Source organism: Streptomyces sp. JLBT605, assembly GCF_058215555.1.
Genome location: NZ_CM177087.1, coordinates 2,823,713 through 2,841,603, shown reverse-complemented (window position 1 = coordinate 2,841,603; position 17,891 = coordinate 2,823,713). Strand labels below are relative to the sequence as shown.

Below are 17,891 nucleotides of genomic sequence, written 5' to 3'. Positions count from 1 at the left end.
ACAACGAGCGGCGAGGTACCAGGGTTACGCACTCCGGATGTACAGAACGCGTAACCCGCCGCGTCAGCGGGCGTCGTCCGGTAGGAGCCGGGCCAGGGTACGGACGGCCCGGTACTGGAGGGTCTTGATGGCACCCTCGTTCTTCCCCATGACCCGGGCGGTCTCGGCGACCGACAGGCCCTGGAGGAAGCGGAGGGTGACGCATTCCTGCTGCTGGGGGTTGAGACGGCGGACGGCCTGGAGCAGGGCGGCGTTGGAGAGGGATTCGAGGACGGAGTCCTCCGGGCTGCGCTCGACCTCGTTGGCGTCGAGCATCTCGCCGGTGGTCACCTCCAGCCGGAAGCGGCTGGACTTGAAGTGGTCGGCGACGAGGTTGCGGGCGATGGTGACCAGCCAGGCGCCGAAGTCGCGGCCCTGCCAGGTGAAGGTGCCGATGCGGCGCAGGGCGCGCAGAAAGGTCTCGCTGGTGAGGTCCTCGGCCGTGGCCCGGCCCCCGACGCGGTAGTAGATGTAGCGGTAGACGGTGTCGGCGTACTGGTCGTACAGCCGGCCGAACGCTTCGGCCTCGCCGGCCTGGGCGCGCTCGACCAGGTCCATCATGCGGCGGCTGTCACTGTCGGCGGTGGGACGGCGGGTCGCTGAGGTGGTGGCGCGGGCTCGCCGGCCGACCGCCGCGCTGCCGTCGGCCAGGGCGTAACAGGGGGTGGCGGGAATGGCGGGTGCGGGTGTGGCGAAGGCGGGGTCGGCGTACGCGGTGGGGACAAAGACGCGCAGACAGCCGAGGACTGTCGCACGGAGCGTAGCCAGGCCCGAGGTGTCAACCCCGACGTGTGGGTACACGGGACTCCCAGAGGCAGAGCTTTCATCACGTGCAGTGCGGGACCGTTCACCCGTCGTAGGGACGCGTGGGTACCGGTTGCGTCTGAGGAGAATAACGCTTCGTACAGGCGACGCTACACCCAGTTGCTCAAATCATCGTTTCCGTCTGCTCTGTTACGGATTGATGTTCGATCAAGTAGCCATTGTTGAATGGGATTTGTTCGAAAAACTTCACCATGTGGCGGGAAGCTTGGCGTGTTGTGGCAAAGCACCGGTCATGGGCGTAGCCGGTGGCACCCGGGGTATGCAGGGCAGATTGACCGGTTCCGTTCGTGTGGTGGCCGGTGGCGGTGAAGTGGATGACGAATCGGTCACGCCGGGCGCGTCGCGCCGCGGGACCGCCGTCGCGAGGGTCAGCGACGGCGCCGGTGCAGCGCCACCGCGGCCGCCGCGCCGCCCGCCAGCGCTCCCACTCCCGCCGCGGCCGGGATGCCGACCTTGGCGGCCTTGCGGCCGGTGCGGTAGTCGCGCAGCCGCCAGCCGTGCGTCCGGGCGTGCTTGCGCAGCCGGCTGTCCGGGTTGATGGCGTAGGGGTGCCCGACTATCGACAGCATCGGGATGTCGTTGGCCGAGTCGCTGTACGCGGCGCAGCGCGTCAGGTCCAGCCGCTCGGCGGCCGCCAGCGCACGGACCGCCTCGGCCTTGGCGGGGCCGTGCAGCGGCTCGCCGACCAGCCGGCCGGTGTAGACGCCGCCCACGGACTCGGCGACGGTGCCCAGCGCGCCGGTCAGGCCCAGTCGGCGGGCGATGATCGTCGCGGTCTCCACCGGCGCCGCGGTGACCAGCCAGACCTTCTGCCCGGCGTCGAGGTGGGCCTGGGCGAGGGCGCGGGTGCCGGGCCAGATCCGCTCCGCCATGTACTCGTCGTAGATCTCCTCGCCGATCGCCATCAGCTCGGAGACCCGGTGGCCCTTGACGATCGACAGGGCGCTGTTGCGCGCGTCCTCCATATGGCCCGGGTCCTCGACCCCGGCCAGCCGGAACCAGGTCTGCTGCCAGGCGAAGCGCGCCAGCTCCCGCTTGCGGAAGAAGTGGCGCTTGTACAGGCCGCGGCCCAGGTGGAAGATCGCGGCGCCCTGCATCACGGTGTTGTCGAGGTCGAAGAAGGCGGCGGCCCGTACGTCCCCGACCACGGGGAATTCCGGCGCTTCGGCCTCGGCGGCCACGGCCTCCTCGGCCGCCTGCTCCTGCGCGGACTTGCGCGCTGCTTCCGCGGCGGCCTCGCCGGCCAGGACGCTCCGCGCGGTGGCGGATCGCCTTCGAGGGGTCAACCATCCCAGTGCGGACATGGCGCGAGCATAACCAGTCGGTTCCGGGTATCCGGAGTCGGTGGCATTCAGCCGGTGTGAACTCTGCGCGGCGTGCGCGCGTCGCGGGGCGGCGCGCCGCCCTCGGCCGCCGAGCCGCCCTCGGCCGCCGAGCCGCCCTCGGTAGCCGAGCCGCCCTCGGTAGCCGAGCCGCCCTCAGCCGCCGAGTGCCCGGCGCAGCCGCTGCGGGTCGACCCGCCAGAAGTCGTGCTGCTCGCCGTCGACGAGGATCACCGGGATCTGCTCCCAGTACTTGCGGTACAGCTCCTCGTCCTGGGTGATGTCCTTCTTCTCCCAGGACGCGCCGAGCTCCCCGCAGATCTTCTCGATCACCGCTTGTGCGTCGTCGCACAGGTGGCAGCCGGGCTTGCCGATAAGGGTGACGGTGCTGTCGGCGGGGTTCTTGCGCGGGGTGCGGCGCAGCAGCGGGCTCATGGGCCCCATTGTCCCCCTGCCCGGCCGGCGCCCGGCCCCTGTCCGCCCCTGTGCCCGCCCCGGTGGCCGTCGCCGGCCCGCCGGGCTCGGCCCCCGCCGCGAGGGGCTCGATGTGGTCGCTTGTTCGACTACGATCGGTGGGCGATTTGTTGGTGTCCGGGGGCATGGCGATGAAGGAGTGGCGGCGCGTGCTCTCGTTCTCGCACCCTTCCGGCCGATCGCCGCACCTTTCCGGCCGGTCGACCCACCCTTCTTGCTGGTCGACTCACCCCTCTTACCGGCGCGTAGCGCGCGAACGGCGCGGCCCCGGATCTGGTTCCGCGATCATCGTGGAAGGGTGCGTGACACCGGTCACTTTGGTCGGACAAAGCGGACACCATCTTTGTGCACGCGTTCACAAAGACATAGCCTGCTGTCCACGGGGCGGCCTTGGGACGAATGGTCGCCCGCAGCCCCGCGCTACCCGCAGGAGCACCGTGGCAACTGGCCGAACGCACCGACCGGCGACCCGAAGCCGAGGGATTCCCGAGGCCACCGTCGCCCGGCTTCCGCTGTATCTGCGCGCACTGACCGCACTCTCCGAGCGCTCGGTCCCCACGGTCTCCTCCGAGGAGCTCGCGGCCGCCGCCGGGGTCAACTCCGCCAAGCTGCGCAAGGACTTCTCGTACCTCGGCTCCTACGGCACCCGCGGGGTCGGCTACGACGTCGAGTACCTCGTCTACCAGATCTCCCGCGAGCTGGGTCTGACGCAGGACTGGCCGGTTGTCATCGTCGGTATCGGTAACCTCGGCGCCGCCCTGGCCAACTACGGCGGGTTCGCCTCCCGGGGCTTCCGGGTCGCGGCTTTGATCGACGCGGACCCGGCGATGGCCGGAAGGCCCGTCGCGGGCATCGCGGTGCAGCACACCGACGAGCTCGAGCAGATCATCCAGGACAACGGGGTCTCCATCGGCGTCATCGCCACCCCGGCCGGCGCCGCCCAGCAGGTCTGCGACCGGCTGGTGGCCGCCGGGGTCACCTCCATCCTGAACTTCGCGCCGACCGTCCTGACCGTCCCCGACGGTGTGGACGTCCGCAAGGTCGACCTCTCCATAGAGCTCCAGATCCTCGCCTTCCACGAGCAGCGCAAGGCGGGCGAGGGCACCGAGCTGGACGTGGAGCAGGCCGCCACCGCTTCGGCGCCGTCCCCGGCCCCGGCCGCCCATGTGGCCTCCGGCGGCGCGGGCGGCAGGCAGCAGGGGCCGGACGGGGATGTGCCCGCCGTGATGCCGGCATGAGTCTTCTCGTCGTCGGGCTGAGCCACCGCAGCGCGCCGGTCAGCGTGCTGGAGCGGGCCTCCCTCACCGCTGACCAGCAGGCCAAGCTGCTCCAGGACGCGCTGGCCGCCGAGCCGGCCGCCGAGGCCGCGGCGCTGGCCACCTGCAACCGCATCGAGCTCTACGCCGACGTGGACAAGTTCCACGCCGGTGTCGCCGAGCTGTCCACGCTCCTCGCCCAGCACACCGGCGTCGGCCTGGAGGAGCTCACTCCGTATCTCTACGTCCACTACGAGGACCGGGCCGTCCACCACCTGTTCTCGGTGGCCTGCGGACTGGACTCGATGGTCGTCGGCGAGGGCCAGATCCTCGGCCAGATCAAGGACGCGCTGGCCCTGGGCCAGGAGCTGCACACCGCCGGGCGGCTGCTGAACGACCTGTTCCAGCAGGCGCTGCGGGTCGGCAAGCGGGCGCACAGCGAGACCGGCATCGACAAGGCCGGGCAGTCGCTGGTCACCTTCGGCCTCGAACAGCTCGCGGATGGCGCGGCGGTGCCGGAGTGGGCCGCCGGCAAGCGTGCCCTGGTCATCGGGGCGGGTTCGATGTCCTCGCTGGCCGCGACGACGCTGGCGCGCGCCGGTGTGGCTGAACTGGTGATCGCCAACAGGACGTTGGAGCGGGCGCGGCGCCTGGCGGCGAGCCTGGACGAGCACGGTGGAGCCGATGGAGCCGGCACACCCGGCGCCGGACCGCTGGCTCGCGCCGTGCCGATCGACGCGGTCGCCGCCGAGCTGCCGGGCGCCGACATCGTCGTCTCCTGCACCGGCGCCACCGGCCTGGTGCTGACCGCCGCGGCGCTGAGCGACGCCTTCGCCGGGCGCGCCGCCGACCGGTCGCGGCCGGTCGCCCTGCTCGACCTGGCCATGCCGCGCGACATCGACGCGGCCGCGCACCGGCTGGACGAGGTCCGCCTGGTCGACATCGAGACCCTCGCCGAGGCGTCCGCCGACGCGCCCATGGCCGCCGACGTCGATCAGGTCCGCGGAATCGTCTCCGCCGAGGTCGCGGCCTTCGGCGCCGCGCAGCGCGCCGCGCACATCACGCCGACCGTGGTCGCCCTGCGCACCATGGCCGCCGACGTGGTGGCCAGCGAGATCGCCCGGCTGGACGGGCGCCTCCCCGACCTGGACGACAAGCAGCGCGCGGAGATCACCCAGACCGTGCGGCGTGTCGTCGACAAGCTCCTGCACGCTCCCACCGTGCGGGTCAAGCAGCTCGCGGCCACCCCCGGCGGCGCCGGGTACGCGGACGCGCTGCGTGAACTCTTCGACCTCGACCCGCAGGCGGTGGCCGCCGTCAGCCGGGCCGATCTGAACGACGCGAATCGAGGGCGGGCATGAACACCCCAGCCTCCCCGGGAACCGGAACCCCCGACACCCCCACCCCACCCCCGGCTCCGGCAGCACGTCCGGCGTCCGCGGGCGGCGGCGCACCGCTGCGCCTGGGCACCCGGCGCTCCACCCTGGCCATGGCCCAGTCCGGCCAGATCGCGGAGCGGGTGCGCGCACTGACCGGCCGTCCCGTCGAGCTGGTGGAGATCACCACCTACGGCGACACCTCGCGGGAGCACCTCGCGCAGATCGGCGGCACCGGCGTCTTCGTCTCCGCGCTGCGCGACGCGCTGCTCGCCGGGGAGATCGACCTGGCGGTGCACTCGCTCAAGGACCTGCCGACCGCCGAGCCCGAGGGCCTGGTGCTGGCCGCGATCCCGGAGCGCGCGGACTCCCGTGACGCGCTGGTCGCCCGCGACGGCCTGGCCTTCGCCGAGCTGCTCGCCTCCGGCGAGCGGCCCGCCCGGATCGGCACCGGCTCGCCGCGCCGGATGGCCCAGCTCAACGCGTGGGCGCGGTCGCTGGGCAGGGAGATCGAGACCGTGCCGATACGGGGGAACATCGACACCCGTGTCGGTTTCGTGCGGTCCGGAAAGCTCGACGCCGTCGTGCTGGCCGCCGCGGGGCTCACCCGCATCGGCCGGCTGGACGAGGTCACCGAGCTGCTGGACCCCGCCCATGTCCTGCCCGCCCCCGGCCAGGGGGCACTGGCAGTCGAGTGTGCCGCCGCCAACGCGGCCCTCGCCGCCCAGCTCGCCGAGCTCGACGACCCGCACACGCGGATCGCCGTGACCGCCGAGCGTTCCCTGCTCGCCGCCCTGGAGGCCGGTTGCAGCGCACCTGTGGGTGCGCTGGCCGACTTTCTGGCCGACGGTCAGGTTGTCACCGAAATGCGCCTGCGTGGCGTCGTCGGCACTGTCGACGGCTCGACGCTGGTGCAGCTGTCCACCACCGGTCCCGTACCCGCGTCGCCTGGTGACGCCGCGGCCCTCGGTCGCGAACTCGCCGCCGAGATGCTCGCGAAGGGTGCGGCCGGTCTTATGGGGGAGCGAGCACTTTGAACCCCACCGCCCCTAACCACCCCGGCTGCGGGCACGTCACCTTCCTCGGTGCCGGCCCCGGAGACCCCGGACTGCTGACGCTGCGCGCCGTGGAGGCACTCGCCGCCGCGGATGTGCTGATCGCCGATCCGCAGGTGCTCGACGTCGTGCGTACGCACGTCCGTCCGAGCGTCGCGGCCGACGCGCAGGGCACGCCGCAGCAGGCAGCCGTTGACGATGCGTCAAACGGCGCCGCCGTCCCGGTACTCAGGGACGCCGCCAATCTTGTCATGGCGGCCGCGCGCGCCGGCAAGCGGGTCGTCCGTGCGGTCGCCGGCGACCCCGGTCTGGACGGCGACGCCACCGAGGAGATGCTCGCCTGCGCCGCCGAGGGCGTCGCCTTCGAGGTCGTGCCGGGTGTCGCCGCCGCGGTGGGCGTGCCCGCGTACGCCGGTGTGCCGCTGCGGGACGCGCAGGGCGCGGACGTCCGCTTCGTGGACGCCCGCACCGCGGACGACCGCTGCTGGACCGAGGTCGGCGCCTCCGACGCGACGACCGTGGTGACCGCGACCCTGGAGACGGTCGCGGCGGCGGCCGGGGAGCTGGTGGCCGCCGGCCGCAAGCCGGACACCCCGCTGACCGTCACCGTCGCCGGCACCACCACCCGGCAGCGCACCTGGACCGCGACCCTGGGCTCCATCGCGCAGGTGCTCAAGGCCGCCAAGGTGCTGCCGTCGCCGGATGGCGGCCAGCCGGTGATAGCCGTGGTCGGTGAGCGCAGCGCGGCCGAGCGCCGCGATCGGCTGTCCTGGTTCGAGTCCAAGCCGCTGTTCGGCTGGAACGTCCTGGTGCCCCGCACCAAGGAGCAGGCCGCCTCGCTCTCCGACCAGCTGCGTTCGTACGGTGCCGTGCCCAGCGAGGTGCCGACCATCGCGGTCGAGCCGCCCCGCACCCCGCAGCAGATGGAGCGCGCGGTCAAGGGCCTGGTGACCGGCCGGTACGAGTGGATCGCGTTCACTTCCGTCAACGCCGTCAAGGCGGTGCGGGAGAAGTTCGAGGAGTACGGCCTGGATGCCCGCGCGTTCGCCGGGATCAAGGTCGCGGCGGTCGGCGAGCAGACCGCCAAGGCGCTGGTGGAGTTCGGCGTCAAGCCCGACCTGGTGCCGTCCGGCGAGCAGTCCGCGGCCGGGCTGCTGGAGGACTGGCCGCCGTACGACCCGGTCTTCGACCCGATCGACCGCGTCTTCCTGCCGCGCGCCGACATCGCCACCGAGACCCTGGTCGCGGGGCTGATCGAGCTGGGCTGGGAGGTCGACGACGTCACGGCGTACCGCACCGTGCGCGCCTCGCCGCCGCCGGCCGAGACCCGTGAGGCGATCAAGGGCGGCGGCTTCGACGCCGTGCTCTTCACCTCGTCGAGCACGGTCCGCAACCTCGTCGGCATCGCCGGCAAGCCACACAATGTCACTGTCATCGCCTGCATCGGCCCGGCCACCGCGAAGACCGCGGAGGAGCACGGCCTGCGGGTGGATGTGCTGTCGCCCGAGCCCTCGGTGCACAAGCTCGCCGAGGCGCTCGCGGAGTTCGGGGCGGCGCGGCGGGATGCCGCGCTCGCGGCCGGTGATCCGGTCACCCGCCCCAGCGAGCGGCGGCCCGGATCGCGTAGGAGGGCACGGAGCTGATGACTGGCCGTTACGGAGAGTTCCCCGGGGCCCGGCCCCGGCGGCTGCGGGTGAACCCGGCCATGCGCCGGATGGTCGCCGAGACCCGGCTGCACCCGGCGGAGCTGATCCTGCCCGCCTTCGTACGGGAGGGCATCAGCGAGCCCGCGCCGCTGGAGTCGATGCCGGGCGTCGTCCAGCACACCCGGGACACCCTGCGGAAGGCCGCCGTCGAGGCGGTCGAGGCGGGCGTCGGCGGGATCATGCTCTTCGGGGTGCCGGAGGATGCCAAGAAGGACGCCGTCGGCACGCCGGGCACCGACCCGGACGGCATCCTCCAGGTGGCCATCCGGGACGTGCGGGCCGAGGTCGGCGACGAGCTCGTCATCATGTCCGACCTGTGCCTGGACGAGCACACCGACCACGGCCACTGCGGGGTGCTGGACGCGGACGGCCGGGTCGACAACGACGCCACCTTGGAGCGCTACGCCGAGATGGCGCGGGCGCAGGCCGAGGCGGGCGTCCATGTGGTCGGCCCCAGCGGCATGATGGACGGCCAGGTCCGCGTCATCCGCGAGGCGCTGGACGGCATCGGCCGCCAGGACGTCTCCATCCTGGCCTACACCGTGAAGTACGCCTCCGCCTTCTACGGCCCGTTCCGCGAGGCCGTCGGCTCTTCCCTGATCGGCGACCGCAAGACCTACCAGCAGGACCCGGCCAACGCCCGCGAGTCGCTGCGCGAACTGGCCCTGGACCTCGCCGAGGGCGCGGACATGGTCATGGTCAAGCCCGCCCTGCCGTACCTGGACATCCTGGCGAAGATCGCGGACGCGGTGGACGTGCCGGTCGCGGCCTACCAGATCTCCGGCGAGTACGCGATGGTCGAGGCCGCCGCGGCCAACGGCTGGATCGAGCGTGACCGGGCGATCATGGAGTCCCTGACCTCCATCCGCCGAGCCGGCGCCGGAATGATCCTCACCTACTGGGCCACCGAGGTGGCCCAGCGCCTCAAGCGCGGCGAGTAACCCTTTTCGGCTTCGGCTGAACGGGCCGCCGGGCCGCACCTGGAGTGCGGCCCGGCGGCCCGTCGCGTTTCCCGGCCGGCACCCGACCGGCATGGATCACCCGCCCCGGGATCAGCAGGTGTGCCCGGCCGGCAGCCGACCGGCTCCGCGCGCCTCCGGGGCGGCCCCGACGCCAGGGGCGGCCGGGAGCAGCCCCAGAGCGCGGAAGGTCACGCGCTGGTCGAACCACAGCAAGCCCACCGTCGTCGCCACCATCACCAGGCCCATCGCCAGATGCCCGGCCGTCGAGGTGATCGGCGCCCCGGCCGCCACGAGCGCCAGGTGCGCCCCCAGGCGCAGCGTGACCAGCCCGAGGGCGATCTTGCGGGTGCGGGCGTTCTTCAGCATCGCCCGCACCAGCTTCACCCTGCTGCGCAGCACGGTGAGCCCCACCACGGCGTTCACGGCGCCGAGTGCGACGAAGAGCAACCACGCCCGGTCCCACGCCTGGCACAGGTCGTACACAGCCCCCATCGACCCCTCGAACACGAAGAACCACGTCGGCAGCGGCTTCACTCCGGCCTGCTCCCCGCCCTGCTTCTCGGCGATGCCCCCGCGCATGTCCCCGCTCCTCCGGTGATGTGGTGTCACGTTCTTCCGACACCCACGATCCTCGCCGTTGGGCAGAGTTGACCGGCAGAGCCGACTGTCACCGGTTGGCCAGGACAAATGTCATGGCTGTCCGGGCTGTTCCGCTCTCCTGCTGGTCGCCCGGGAACCGGTCGAATCGTCGGGCATGCGGGCACGCACCATGAGGGTGCCCACGTCCTCGGGGTCCGGCGCCCGGAGGGTCGTGGCCTCGATGTCGGCGAAGCCATTGCGCTTGAGCAGGTCGGCCCAGGTCTCGGGGGCGTAATTCCAGCGCAGCAGGGTCAGCTTCCGCCCGGCCAGCCCGTTGCCGTAGTCGAAGTGCTGTGTACAGAACTCGCGGTAGTTCTTGGTGTCGAGGATGAACGCGTGGACGGCCATGTCGACCAGACGGCCGCAGCACATCTCCAGCCCCTGTCCCCACTTCTCCATGGTGGTGATCACGTAGGAGACCGCCGCGTTGAACAGGCGGGTGGCCATCACCTCGTCAAAGGGGTGGTCACGGACGAGAAGCGCGATCTCGCGGTCCCAGACCTCCGGGGACACGAAGTCCCGAGGGTCACGGACGCGGCTTTTCACTGCCGATGCCGTGGCGTCCTCCGCGTTGGTTCCTGTCGGCCGCCCTGTGCGAGCCGTATGTGCAGGACACCACCGGCACCGGCCTCCAAGTGATCGATTGCCGCGCCGTGCACGGCGTGTGCAGGCTCTGCACACGACATCGACTCCCCGTCAGCTTCTCGCTAACGTCGGTAGGTCAGGCCGTGGCCAGGGGGGCGCGATCCAGCAGGCCGCCGCCAGGGTCGAGGCGACCGGTCTCACCTCAGCGGCCCAGGCGAGCGCCTATGCGCAGATGCTGTGCACCAGCGCGTACACGGCGGCGCGGGCCGGTGATCGCGACGAGGCGCGAGCCATGATCCGCGAAGCGGGGCCGGCCGCGCGGCGGCTGCCCGCCGAGGCGCCGAAGGGGCGGTTGTTCCCCCTCACCCCCGCCGCCGTCGACCTCTACGCCGTGGGCGTGCACTGGGCGCTCGGCGATGCCGGTGCCGCCCTGGAGGCCGGGCGCGGCCTGCGCCCGGAGCAGTTCCGCACCGCCGAGCGCAGGGCGCGCATGCACACGGACCTCGGCCGCGCCTGGTGGCAGTGGGGCAAGCCCGAGCAGACGGCCGGCGAGCTCCTCGCCGCGCTGCGTGTCTCACCGGGCGAGGTCCGCGACCGCCCGGCCATCCGCGAGATCGTCACCGATCTCAGTGCGCGACACCCACGGGCAGCGGGTGTTCGCGAACTCGCCGCAGCGGTTGGCCCGCGCGCCTGACGGCTCCGGCGTCAGCCGGTCTGCCTGCCTCCCCGGTGGGACCGATTACCAGGTGTGGGCGACGTCCACGATCAGGTGGTCGCCGGACTTGAACACGCGGAACGGCAGCTTGGCGCGGACGCCCAGGCCGACCTGGGTCTGGCCTTCGAAGCTGGCCCCGAACTTGGTGTCCTTGAACGTCTTGTAGCCGGAGACGTTCACGCCCGGCAGCGGCTGCCCGGCCCGACCGGCGTAGGTGGACTGCCCGGTGTTCGGGTCGTAGCTGGGCGCGGACACGTAGATCTGCAGGATGGCGCCGCCGTTGACCGGGATCTCCTCGCCGGAGCCGTCCTGGTAGAACTTGTCGACGTAGCCGACGTGGTAGCCGACCTTGCCGGTGCTGGCGCCGTTGATGTCGAAGACCATCCGGTCGTAGCAGTCGTTCTGCCCGGTACGGATGTTGTTCAGCGGCTTGTAGTCGCTGTCGGTGCTGCTCTTGGTGGTGCTGCCCCAGGCGGTCGAGCAGGCCGTCGCCTTGGCCTTGGTGGCCGTTCCCGTGGCGGCGCTGGCGGCTCCGGCCGCCGTCACCACTCCGGCCCCCGCGAGCATGATCGCCGCGGCAGTCGTCCCCCACCGTCGCATGACTTACCCCCATATGGGATTGAGTACAGGTACATGTGGTGTGACGGTCCATGATGGGCACGGGTTGTGTCGGCTGTCATTTTTTGGACACCAGACCCGTCAAGTTGTCGCGAAACGACAGTCGTTGATCATCTCATCGGACGGTCGTCAGTCCATCGAAGCGCCCTGCCACGGCCGCGCGTATGAATCCGGCCAGGGCGCGGGGGGTGGTGGTGAGGGTGACGTCCGGGGCTTCGCTTTCGCGGAGGCGGATGCGGTGGTCGGGCCCGGCGGCCACGTTCAGGCAGTTGTTGCCTGTCTGGCAGTAGGAGGACTTCCGCCATCCAAGCGTTGGCACGTTGACGCCTTTCATAGGGACCGCACGATGTTGCGGATGAGGTCGCGGGACTCGTCAGGCTTGAGAGCCAGGGACTCCAGCCGTTCCAGAATGTTGCGGTAGTTGGCGAGCTGGTCCTCGGCGCTGAGGAAACTCGGACCGTGCCACTGGTCGAGCTGGACCGTGTCGAGCTGGGGTACGGGGCCTGCGGTGTAGAGGATGGTCTGCCCCGAGCCCGGATACTCACCGGCTTCGAACGGGATGACCAGCACGGTGATGTTGTCGCGTTCGCTCGCGCTCAGGATGTGTTCGAGCTGGGTACGGGTGGCTGCCCGGCCGCCGAAGCGCATGAGAAGGGCGGCTTCATGGATGACCGCCGAGTAGGGGGCCGGGGAGTCCCCGAAGATCACCGCTTGCCGCTTGATGCGGTGGGATACGCGGTGCTCCACCTCATGCGGGGGGAGTGGCGGAACCATTTGGTCGAAGACGGCGCGAGCGTGATCCGTGGTCTGGAGCAGCCCGGGAAGACTGGAGGTCTGGGCCGTGCGCAGCGCCACGGCGTGATGTTCCAGCTCGGTGATGTCGAGCATTGGATCAGGTAGGACGCCTCGGTACTCTTCCCACCAGTGGCGCTTGCGCCCGGTGGTCATTGCGGCGAGCGCATCGACCAGCTGCTGGTCGGCGCAGTGGTAGTTGCGCGCAAGGATGCGTACTCGGTCCGCGCTGATTCCAGCTCGCCCTGACTCGATATTGCTGATCCGCGCTTGGTCAGCTCCGAGACGCGCGCCTGCCTCGGCGGCGGTCAGTCCCGACCGCTCACGGAGCTTGCGCAGTTCCAGCCCCAGGCGTTGCTGGCGAACGGTTGGTGCGTTCCTCGGTGGCATCAGACCTCACTCCCTCAGCACGCACAGTCTGCCGTCGTCACCCACAACGGTCTATTGGGAACATGTATCGTCCCGAACCAGGGACAAGGATCGTCCTACTGCCCTACCGTGAGTCGCACGTCACACACGCAGTGGCGTCAGCCCATCTGCGTGGGTCAAGTGCGCCTACTCACCGGAGGCTTCGCATGGACACCTCGTCGCCCGGCTGGGACTACACCCTCCAGATCCCCTACGACCCGAGGGCTCCTCGCATCGCGCGGCGGGCGCTGCGGATGATCCTGGAGGAGCACGGGGAGAGCCATCTGCTGGACACCGCCGAGCTGTTGACGTCCGAGCTGGTCACCAATGCCTTCCGGCACGCGGAAGGGCCGGCGTCGGTGAGTGTGCGGCGGGAGGGGGAGCGGCTGCGGGTGAGTGTCTGGGACACCAACCCGGACTTCCCCGCCCACAGGGATGTGGACGGGGAAGCGGAAGGCGGCCGGGGGATTTCCCTGGTGGAGTTGTGCTCCGCCGACTGGGGCGGGTTCGCCGTCGCGGACGACACCTTCGGGCTGCGCGGCAAGACGGTGTGGTTCGAGCTGGACGGCACCTGGCGTGATGGCTGAGTGACGCCACCGTGGCGGCCAACTAGCCTGTGGCGGTGAGTGATCCGATGACCCTGCCCAGCACCGCCGGATACGGCGAGGCCGCCAAGGCGCTGGTGGAGCAGTACGAGAGCGTGTCCTTCGCCGAGGTGCACCGCGAGGTGCTGCACCTCTTCCCCGCGCGGCCGGCCGCTGTGGTGGACATCGGTGCGGGCAGTGGCCGCGACGCCGCCGCGCTGGCCGCGCTGGGGCACCGGGTGGTGGCCGTCGAGCCGACGGCGGAGCTGCGGCGCCTGGGCGAGGAGATCCACGCGGGCCAGGGCGTCCAGTGGCTCGACGACGCACTGCCGGGGCTCCCCGGGCTGACCGCGCTGCGGGACCGTGACGCTGGCTTCGGGTCGGGTTTCGGGGCGGGCTTCGATCTGATTCTGCTCACGGCTGTGTGGATGCATCTGGACGAGCACGAGCGCGGGGAGTCGATGCGACGGCTGGCGGCTCTCCTCGCCCCGGGCGGGCAGATCGTGCTGACGCTGCGGCACGGCCCGGTGCCGGCGGGCCGCCGGATGTTCGACGTCTCGGCGCGGGAGACCATCGAGCTGGCCGCACGCCACGGGCTCACCGCGGTGCACCACAGCGAGCGGGAGGATCCGCATGCGCGGGCGGGCGTGAGGTGGAGCTGCCTTGGGCTGCGGCGGGGAAGCGCCGCCGGGTAAGGGGCGGTTGGGCGAATACCCGGTCGGGGCGGTGCGAGCACCACCCCGACCGGGACCGGAACGACAGTTTCGACAGCCGGGGGATACCGCGACGCTGTCTGCTCCGGTGGTACATCGGGCCGGGCGTCGGCCCGGGTGATGGAGGGTGCCCGACCGGTCCGGTGCTCACCTCCGCACCGGCCGCGCGAACCCTCGTCACTCCTCTGACGGATCGCGTCGAGAAAATGTGACGAGATTCCGAAGAAGACTTTTACGTCTTGTTCCGGCGTGGCGTGTTGGGGCGCGGGTGGGGGTAACCCCCGTACGGAGAGGGACGGTTGCCGGATGGGGGGCGGGGGCCGCGTCCGGGAGGCTCAAGGGCATGCGAATCACAGCGAGCCGTCTCCGTCGCCGTACCGCCGCCGGCCCGGGCAGGGCGGCCTTGATCTCCGTACCCGCCCTCGCCGCGGCGCTGCTCGTCTCCGCCCTGGTCTCGGAACCCACCACCGAGGCAGGCGCCGCCGGCCCGGTCGCGGGGGAGGGGCAGGGGCTGGAGTGGCAGCCGTGCGCGGGGAATGACCTCGACCCCCGCCAGGAGTGCGCCACTCTGCGGGTGCCGCTGGACTACCGGAAGCCGCACGGCGAGCAGATCAGCCTCGCCGTCTCCCGGGTGCGCAGCGAGCGGCCGCAGGCGCGGCGCGGCACGCTGCTGCTGATCCCCGAGGGGCCGGGGGGCTTCAGCCTCGACCAGCCCTCCACGACCGGCAAGAAGCTGCCCCGGTCGGTGCGCGACGCCTATGACATCGTCGGCTTCGCGCCGCGCGGTCTGGACGCCTCCACCCCGGTCAGCTGCGGCCTGGCCCACGATGACCTGTCGATGACCAACCTGCGCCCCTGGCCCGACGCGGACGGCTCGATCGACCGCAACGTGGCCACCAGCAGGCGGCTCGCCGACGCCTGCGCCCGCGACGGCGGCCCGGTGCTGCGCAGCCTCAGTACCGTCAACGAGGCGCGCGACATCGACCGGATCCGGCAGGCGCTGGGAGAGCGGAAGCTCTCCGCCTGGGGCGTGTCGTACGGGACATACGTCGGGGCGGTGTACGCGCAGATGTTCCCGCACCGCACCGACCGCTGGGTGCTGGACAGCAACGACGACCCGGATCCGACGCGGGTGGCGCGCGGGTGGATGGCGAACTACGCCCCCGGCGCCGAGGATGCCTTCCCCGACTTCGCCGCCTGGGCCGCCGACCCGGCGAACGAGCAGCGTCTCGCCGAGGATCCGGCCGACGTCCGGCCGCTCTTCCTGGAGCTGGCCGCGCGGCTGGACCGCGAGCCGATTCCCTGGCCGGGGGCCAACCCGGCCGAGCTCAACGGGAACGTGCTGCGCCAGGCGCTGCTGGACGCCCTCGACTCCAAGGACCGCTTTCCGGAGCTGGCCAGGCTGATCCTCGCCGCGCGGAACGGAACCAAGCTGCCCGAGGCCACCACCCCGCGGGACGAGGACCTCCAGGCCACGGTCGCCGTCTCCGCCGCCACCCTCTGCAACGACGTGAGCTGGCCGAGCTCGATACCCGGCTACCGGCGCGATGTCGCCGCAAGCCGCCGCAGCCACCCGCTGACCGCCGGCATGCCGGTGGGTGTGATGCCGTGCGCCTTCTGGGACAAGCCGCAGGAGAAGCCGGTGCGCATCACGGACGACGGCCCGTCGAACGTGCTGATGATCCAGAACGAGCGCGACCCCGCCACTCCGCTGGCCGGGGCCCGCAAGATGCGCCAGGCGCTGGGCGACCGCGCCCGCATGGTGACCGTGGACGCGGAGGGCCATGGCGCCTACCTGGCCGGCGGCAACGCCTGCGGGGACCGCGCCGTGACCGACTTCCTCGTCGACGGCGAGCGCCCGGCCCAGGACATGAGCTGCCCCGCCGAGTGACCTTCCTGGGATACGGACCGGGGCGGCCCCGCTGAGTGCGGAGCCGCCCCGGTGCGTACAGCAGGTGACGGATCAGAGGCGCTCGGGGGTGCGGATGCCGAGGAGCGCCATGCCCTGGTGCAGGGTGCGGGCGGTCAGGTCGACGAGGAAGAGGCGGTTCTCCACGACCTCCGTCGGGTTCTCGTCGCTGACCACCTGGCACTGGTCGTAGAAGGTCGTCAGGTGCGAGGCGAGCTGGTAGAGGTACGCGGCCAGCTTGTGCGGCTCGTAGGTCGAGGCGACCTCGGAGAGCACCTCGGCGAACTGGTCCAGGTGCAGACCCAGCGCCCGCTCGGCCGGGGCCAGCGCCAGCTCCGGGTGCGCGGACGGCTTGACCTCGCCCGCCTTGCGCAGGATCGACCGGATCCGGGCGTAGGCGTACTGGAGGTAGACCGAGGTGTCGCCGGTCAGCGAGACCATCTGGTCCAGGTCGAACTTGTAGTCGCGGGAGGCCGAGGTCGACAGGTCGGCGTACTTCACCGCGCCGATGCCGACGTGCCGGCCGTTCTCGGTGATCTCCTGCTCGGTCAGGCCGACCTTCTCGGCCTTGGAGCGGACCACCGAGGTGGCGCGGTCGATCGCCTCGTCGAGGAGGTCGACCAGCCGGACCGTCTCGCCCTCACGGGTCTTGAACGGCTTGCCGTCCTTGCCCAGCACGGTGCCGAAGGCGAGCTGGACCGCGTGCACGTCCTCATTGAGCCAGCCGGCGCGCCGGGCCGTCTCGAAGACCATCTTGAAGTGCAGCGACTGCCGGGCGTCCACGACGTAGAGCAGGGTGTCGGCGCCGAGCTTCTGCACCCGGTCGCGGATCGCGGACAGGTCGGTGGCCGCGTAGCCGTAGCCGCCGTCGGACTTCCGCACGATCAGCGGCACCGGGTTGCCGTCCGGGCCCTTGACGTCGTCGAAGAACACGCACAGCGCGCCCTCGGAGCGGACCGCCACGCCGGACTCCTCCAGCAGCCGGCAGGTCTCCTCCAGCATGTCGTTGTAACCCGACTCGCCGACGACGTCCGGGTCGCGGATCTCCATGTCGAGCTTGTTGAAGACCGAGTAGAAGTAGATCTTCGACTCGTCGACGAACCGCTGCCACAGGGCGAGGGTCTGCTCGTCGCCCGCCTGGAGGTCGACCACCCGGCGGCGCGCCCGCTCCTTGAACTCCTCGTCGGAGTCGAACAGCGCGCGGGAGGCCTTGTAGAGGCGGTTGAGGTTGGACATCGCCTCCTCGCCCAGCGTCTCCGAGCCGATCGCCGCCTCGGCCTTGTGGTCCAGCTCGTGCGGGTGCTCGATCAGGTACTGGATGAGCATGCCGAACTGGGTGCCCCAGTCGCCGATGTGGTGGCGGCGGATCACCTGCTCGCCGGTGAACTCCAGGATCTGGGCGGCCGCGTCACCGATCACCGCCGACCGCAGGTGGCCGACGTGCATCTCCTTGGCGACGTTCGGCTGGGCGTAGTCGATGACCGTGGTGCCCGGCCGCGAGGCGAACGGCACGCCGAGCCGCTCGTCCGCGTACCGCGCGGCCAGCGTCTCCACGATCGCCTGGTCGGTGAGGGTGATGTTGAGGAAGCCGGGGCCGGAGACCTCGATGTCCTTGATCACATCGCCGGTGGTGATTCCCTCCACGACCTTGGTCGCCAGCTCGCGCGGGTTGCCCTTCAGCTTCTTGGCGAGCGCCAGCAGCCCGTTGGCCTGGAAATCGGCCCGGTCGCTTCGTCGCAGCAGCGGGTCGGCGGCACCGGCCTCCGGCAGGGCGGCCGTGAGAGCGTCCGCGACGCGCTGGTTGACAGCAGAAGCGAGGGAAGGGACCGAGGCCATGGATACGTACCGTTCCGTCGAGTGGAAGGGGATTCCCGCCAGTATCCCACGGCACCGTCAGCGCCCCTTGCCGTCAG

17 protein-coding genes and 1 pseudogene are annotated in these 17,891 nt (G+C 71.3%); 9 read left to right on the top strand and 9 right to left on the bottom strand.

What is annotated here, in order from left to right; all coding sequences use genetic code 11:
• Positions 1-63 precede the first annotated feature (63 nt).
• The 3 genes from AC4BDD_RS12470 to AC4BDD_RS12460 all read right to left on the bottom strand — a co-directional run bounded on the left by AC4BDD_RS12470 (position 64) and on the right by AC4BDD_RS12460 (position 2,621).
• Entirely contained in the window at positions 64-840 is a 777-nt protein-coding gene (locus AC4BDD_RS12470) for an ECF subfamily RNA polymerase sigma factor, BldN family (RefSeq protein ID WP_490691069.1), read from the bottom strand.
• 392 nt (positions 841-1,232) lie between these two features.
• Positions 1,233-2,168 carry an HAD family hydrolase gene (locus AC4BDD_RS12465; protein WP_490691068.1) on the bottom strand — a complete coding sequence of 312 codons (936 nt, stop codon included), beginning with the start codon at positions 2,166-2,168 and terminating at the stop codon, positions 1,233-1,235.
• Positions 2,169-2,342: 174 nt separating this feature from the next.
• Positions 2,343-2,621: a glutaredoxin family protein gene (locus AC4BDD_RS12460; RefSeq protein WP_490691067.1), complete on the bottom strand. Its 279-nt coding sequence runs from the start codon at positions 2,619-2,621 to the stop codon at positions 2,343-2,345.
• A gap of 476 nt (positions 2,622-3,097) precedes the next feature.
• Between AC4BDD_RS12460 and AC4BDD_RS12455 the strand changes: the two genes are divergently transcribed.
• From AC4BDD_RS12455 to hemB, 5 genes are all read left to right on the top strand, one after another.
• A complete protein-coding gene (locus AC4BDD_RS12455) occupies positions 3,098-3,898 on the top strand; it encodes a redox-sensing transcriptional repressor Rex (RefSeq protein WP_490691066.1) in 801 nt (266 codons plus the stop codon).
• Positions 3,895-5,277, top strand: a complete 1,383-nt coding sequence (locus tag AC4BDD_RS12450; RefSeq protein WP_490691065.1) for a glutamyl-tRNA reductase — start codon at positions 3,895-3,897, stop codon at positions 5,275-5,277. The genes AC4BDD_RS12455 and AC4BDD_RS12450 overlap by 4 nt, the downstream gene beginning before the upstream one ends.
• Before the next feature lie 128 nt (positions 5,278-5,405).
• Positions 5,406-6,329, top strand: a complete 924-nt coding sequence (hemC, locus tag AC4BDD_RS12445) for a hydroxymethylbilane synthase (RefSeq protein WP_490691756.1) — start codon at positions 5,406-5,408, stop codon at positions 6,327-6,329.
• Positions 6,326-7,990, top strand: a complete 1,665-nt coding sequence (locus AC4BDD_RS12440) for a bifunctional uroporphyrinogen-III C-methyltransferase/uroporphyrinogen-III synthase (protein ID WP_490691064.1) — start codon at positions 6,326-6,328, stop codon at positions 7,988-7,990. The genes hemC and AC4BDD_RS12440 overlap by 4 nt, the downstream gene beginning before the upstream one ends.
• Positions 7,990-8,994, top strand: a complete 1,005-nt coding sequence (gene hemB, locus AC4BDD_RS12435) for a porphobilinogen synthase (protein WP_490691063.1) — start codon at positions 7,990-7,992, stop codon at positions 8,992-8,994. Before AC4BDD_RS12440 ends, hemB begins: the two co-directional genes overlap by 1 nt.
• Positions 8,995-9,105: 111 nt before the next feature.
• On the opposite strand, the gene AC4BDD_RS12430 is transcribed toward hemB, so the two are convergent.
• A complete protein-coding gene (locus AC4BDD_RS12430; RefSeq protein WP_490691062.1) occupies positions 9,106-9,594 on the bottom strand; it encodes a hypothetical protein in 489 nt (162 codons plus the stop codon).
• Between the two features lie 111 nt (positions 9,595-9,705).
• Positions 9,706-10,167, bottom strand: coding sequence for a glycine-rich domain-containing protein (locus tag AC4BDD_RS12425; RefSeq protein WP_490691061.1), 462 nt, complete (start codon positions 10,165-10,167; stop codon positions 9,706-9,708).
• Positions 10,168-10,408: 241 nt separating this feature from the next.
• On the opposite strand from AC4BDD_RS12425, the pseudogene AC4BDD_RS12420 reads away from it, so the two are divergent.
• A pseudogene (locus AC4BDD_RS12420) lies at positions 10,409-10,933 on the top strand (transcriptional regulator); the annotation flags it as partial.
• A 45-nt stretch (positions 10,934-10,978) separates the two neighbouring features.
• Here the strand turns inward: AC4BDD_RS12420 and AC4BDD_RS12415 are convergent.
• The 3 genes from AC4BDD_RS12415 to AC4BDD_RS12405 all read right to left on the bottom strand — a co-directional run bounded on the left by AC4BDD_RS12415 (position 10,979) and on the right by AC4BDD_RS12405 (position 12,754).
• Positions 10,979-11,554, bottom strand: coding sequence for an AMIN-like domain-containing (lipo)protein (locus tag AC4BDD_RS12415; RefSeq protein ID WP_490691060.1), 576 nt, complete (start codon positions 11,552-11,554; stop codon positions 10,979-10,981).
• Positions 11,555-11,687: 133 nt separating this feature from the next.
• Complete coding sequence (locus tag AC4BDD_RS12410) at positions 11,688-11,891, bottom strand: DUF397 domain-containing protein (RefSeq protein ID WP_490691059.1); 204 nt, start codon at positions 11,889-11,891, stop codon at positions 11,688-11,690.
• An 11-nt stretch (positions 11,892-11,902) separates the two neighbouring features.
• Positions 11,903-12,754, bottom strand: a complete 852-nt coding sequence (locus tag AC4BDD_RS12405) for a helix-turn-helix domain-containing protein (protein ID WP_490691058.1) — start codon at positions 12,752-12,754, stop codon at positions 11,903-11,905.
• Between the two features lie 185 nt (positions 12,755-12,939).
• Between AC4BDD_RS12405 and AC4BDD_RS12400 the strand changes: the two genes are divergently transcribed.
• The 3 genes from AC4BDD_RS12400 (at position 12,940) to AC4BDD_RS12390 (ending at position 15,960) form a co-directional block, all read left to right on the top strand.
• Positions 12,940-13,359 (top strand): ATP-binding protein, encoded by a 420-nt coding sequence (locus AC4BDD_RS12400; protein WP_490691057.1) that lies wholly within the window; start codon positions 12,940-12,942, stop codon positions 13,357-13,359.
• 35 nt (positions 13,360-13,394) lie between these two features.
• Positions 13,395-14,051 (top strand): class I SAM-dependent methyltransferase, encoded by a 657-nt coding sequence (locus tag AC4BDD_RS12395; RefSeq protein WP_490691056.1) that lies wholly within the window; start codon positions 13,395-13,397, stop codon positions 14,049-14,051.
• Positions 14,052-14,412: 361 nt separating this feature from the next.
• Complete coding sequence (locus AC4BDD_RS12390; protein WP_490691055.1) at positions 14,413-15,960, top strand: alpha/beta hydrolase; 1,548 nt, start codon at positions 14,413-14,415, stop codon at positions 15,958-15,960.
• A 72-nt stretch (positions 15,961-16,032) separates the two neighbouring features.
• Here the strand turns inward: AC4BDD_RS12390 and argS are convergent, their stop codons facing one another.
• Complete coding sequence (gene argS, locus AC4BDD_RS12385) at positions 16,033-17,814, bottom strand: arginine--tRNA ligase (RefSeq protein ID WP_490691054.1); 1,782 nt, start codon at positions 17,812-17,814, stop codon at positions 16,033-16,035.
• Positions 17,815-17,891: the final 77 nt, after the last annotated feature.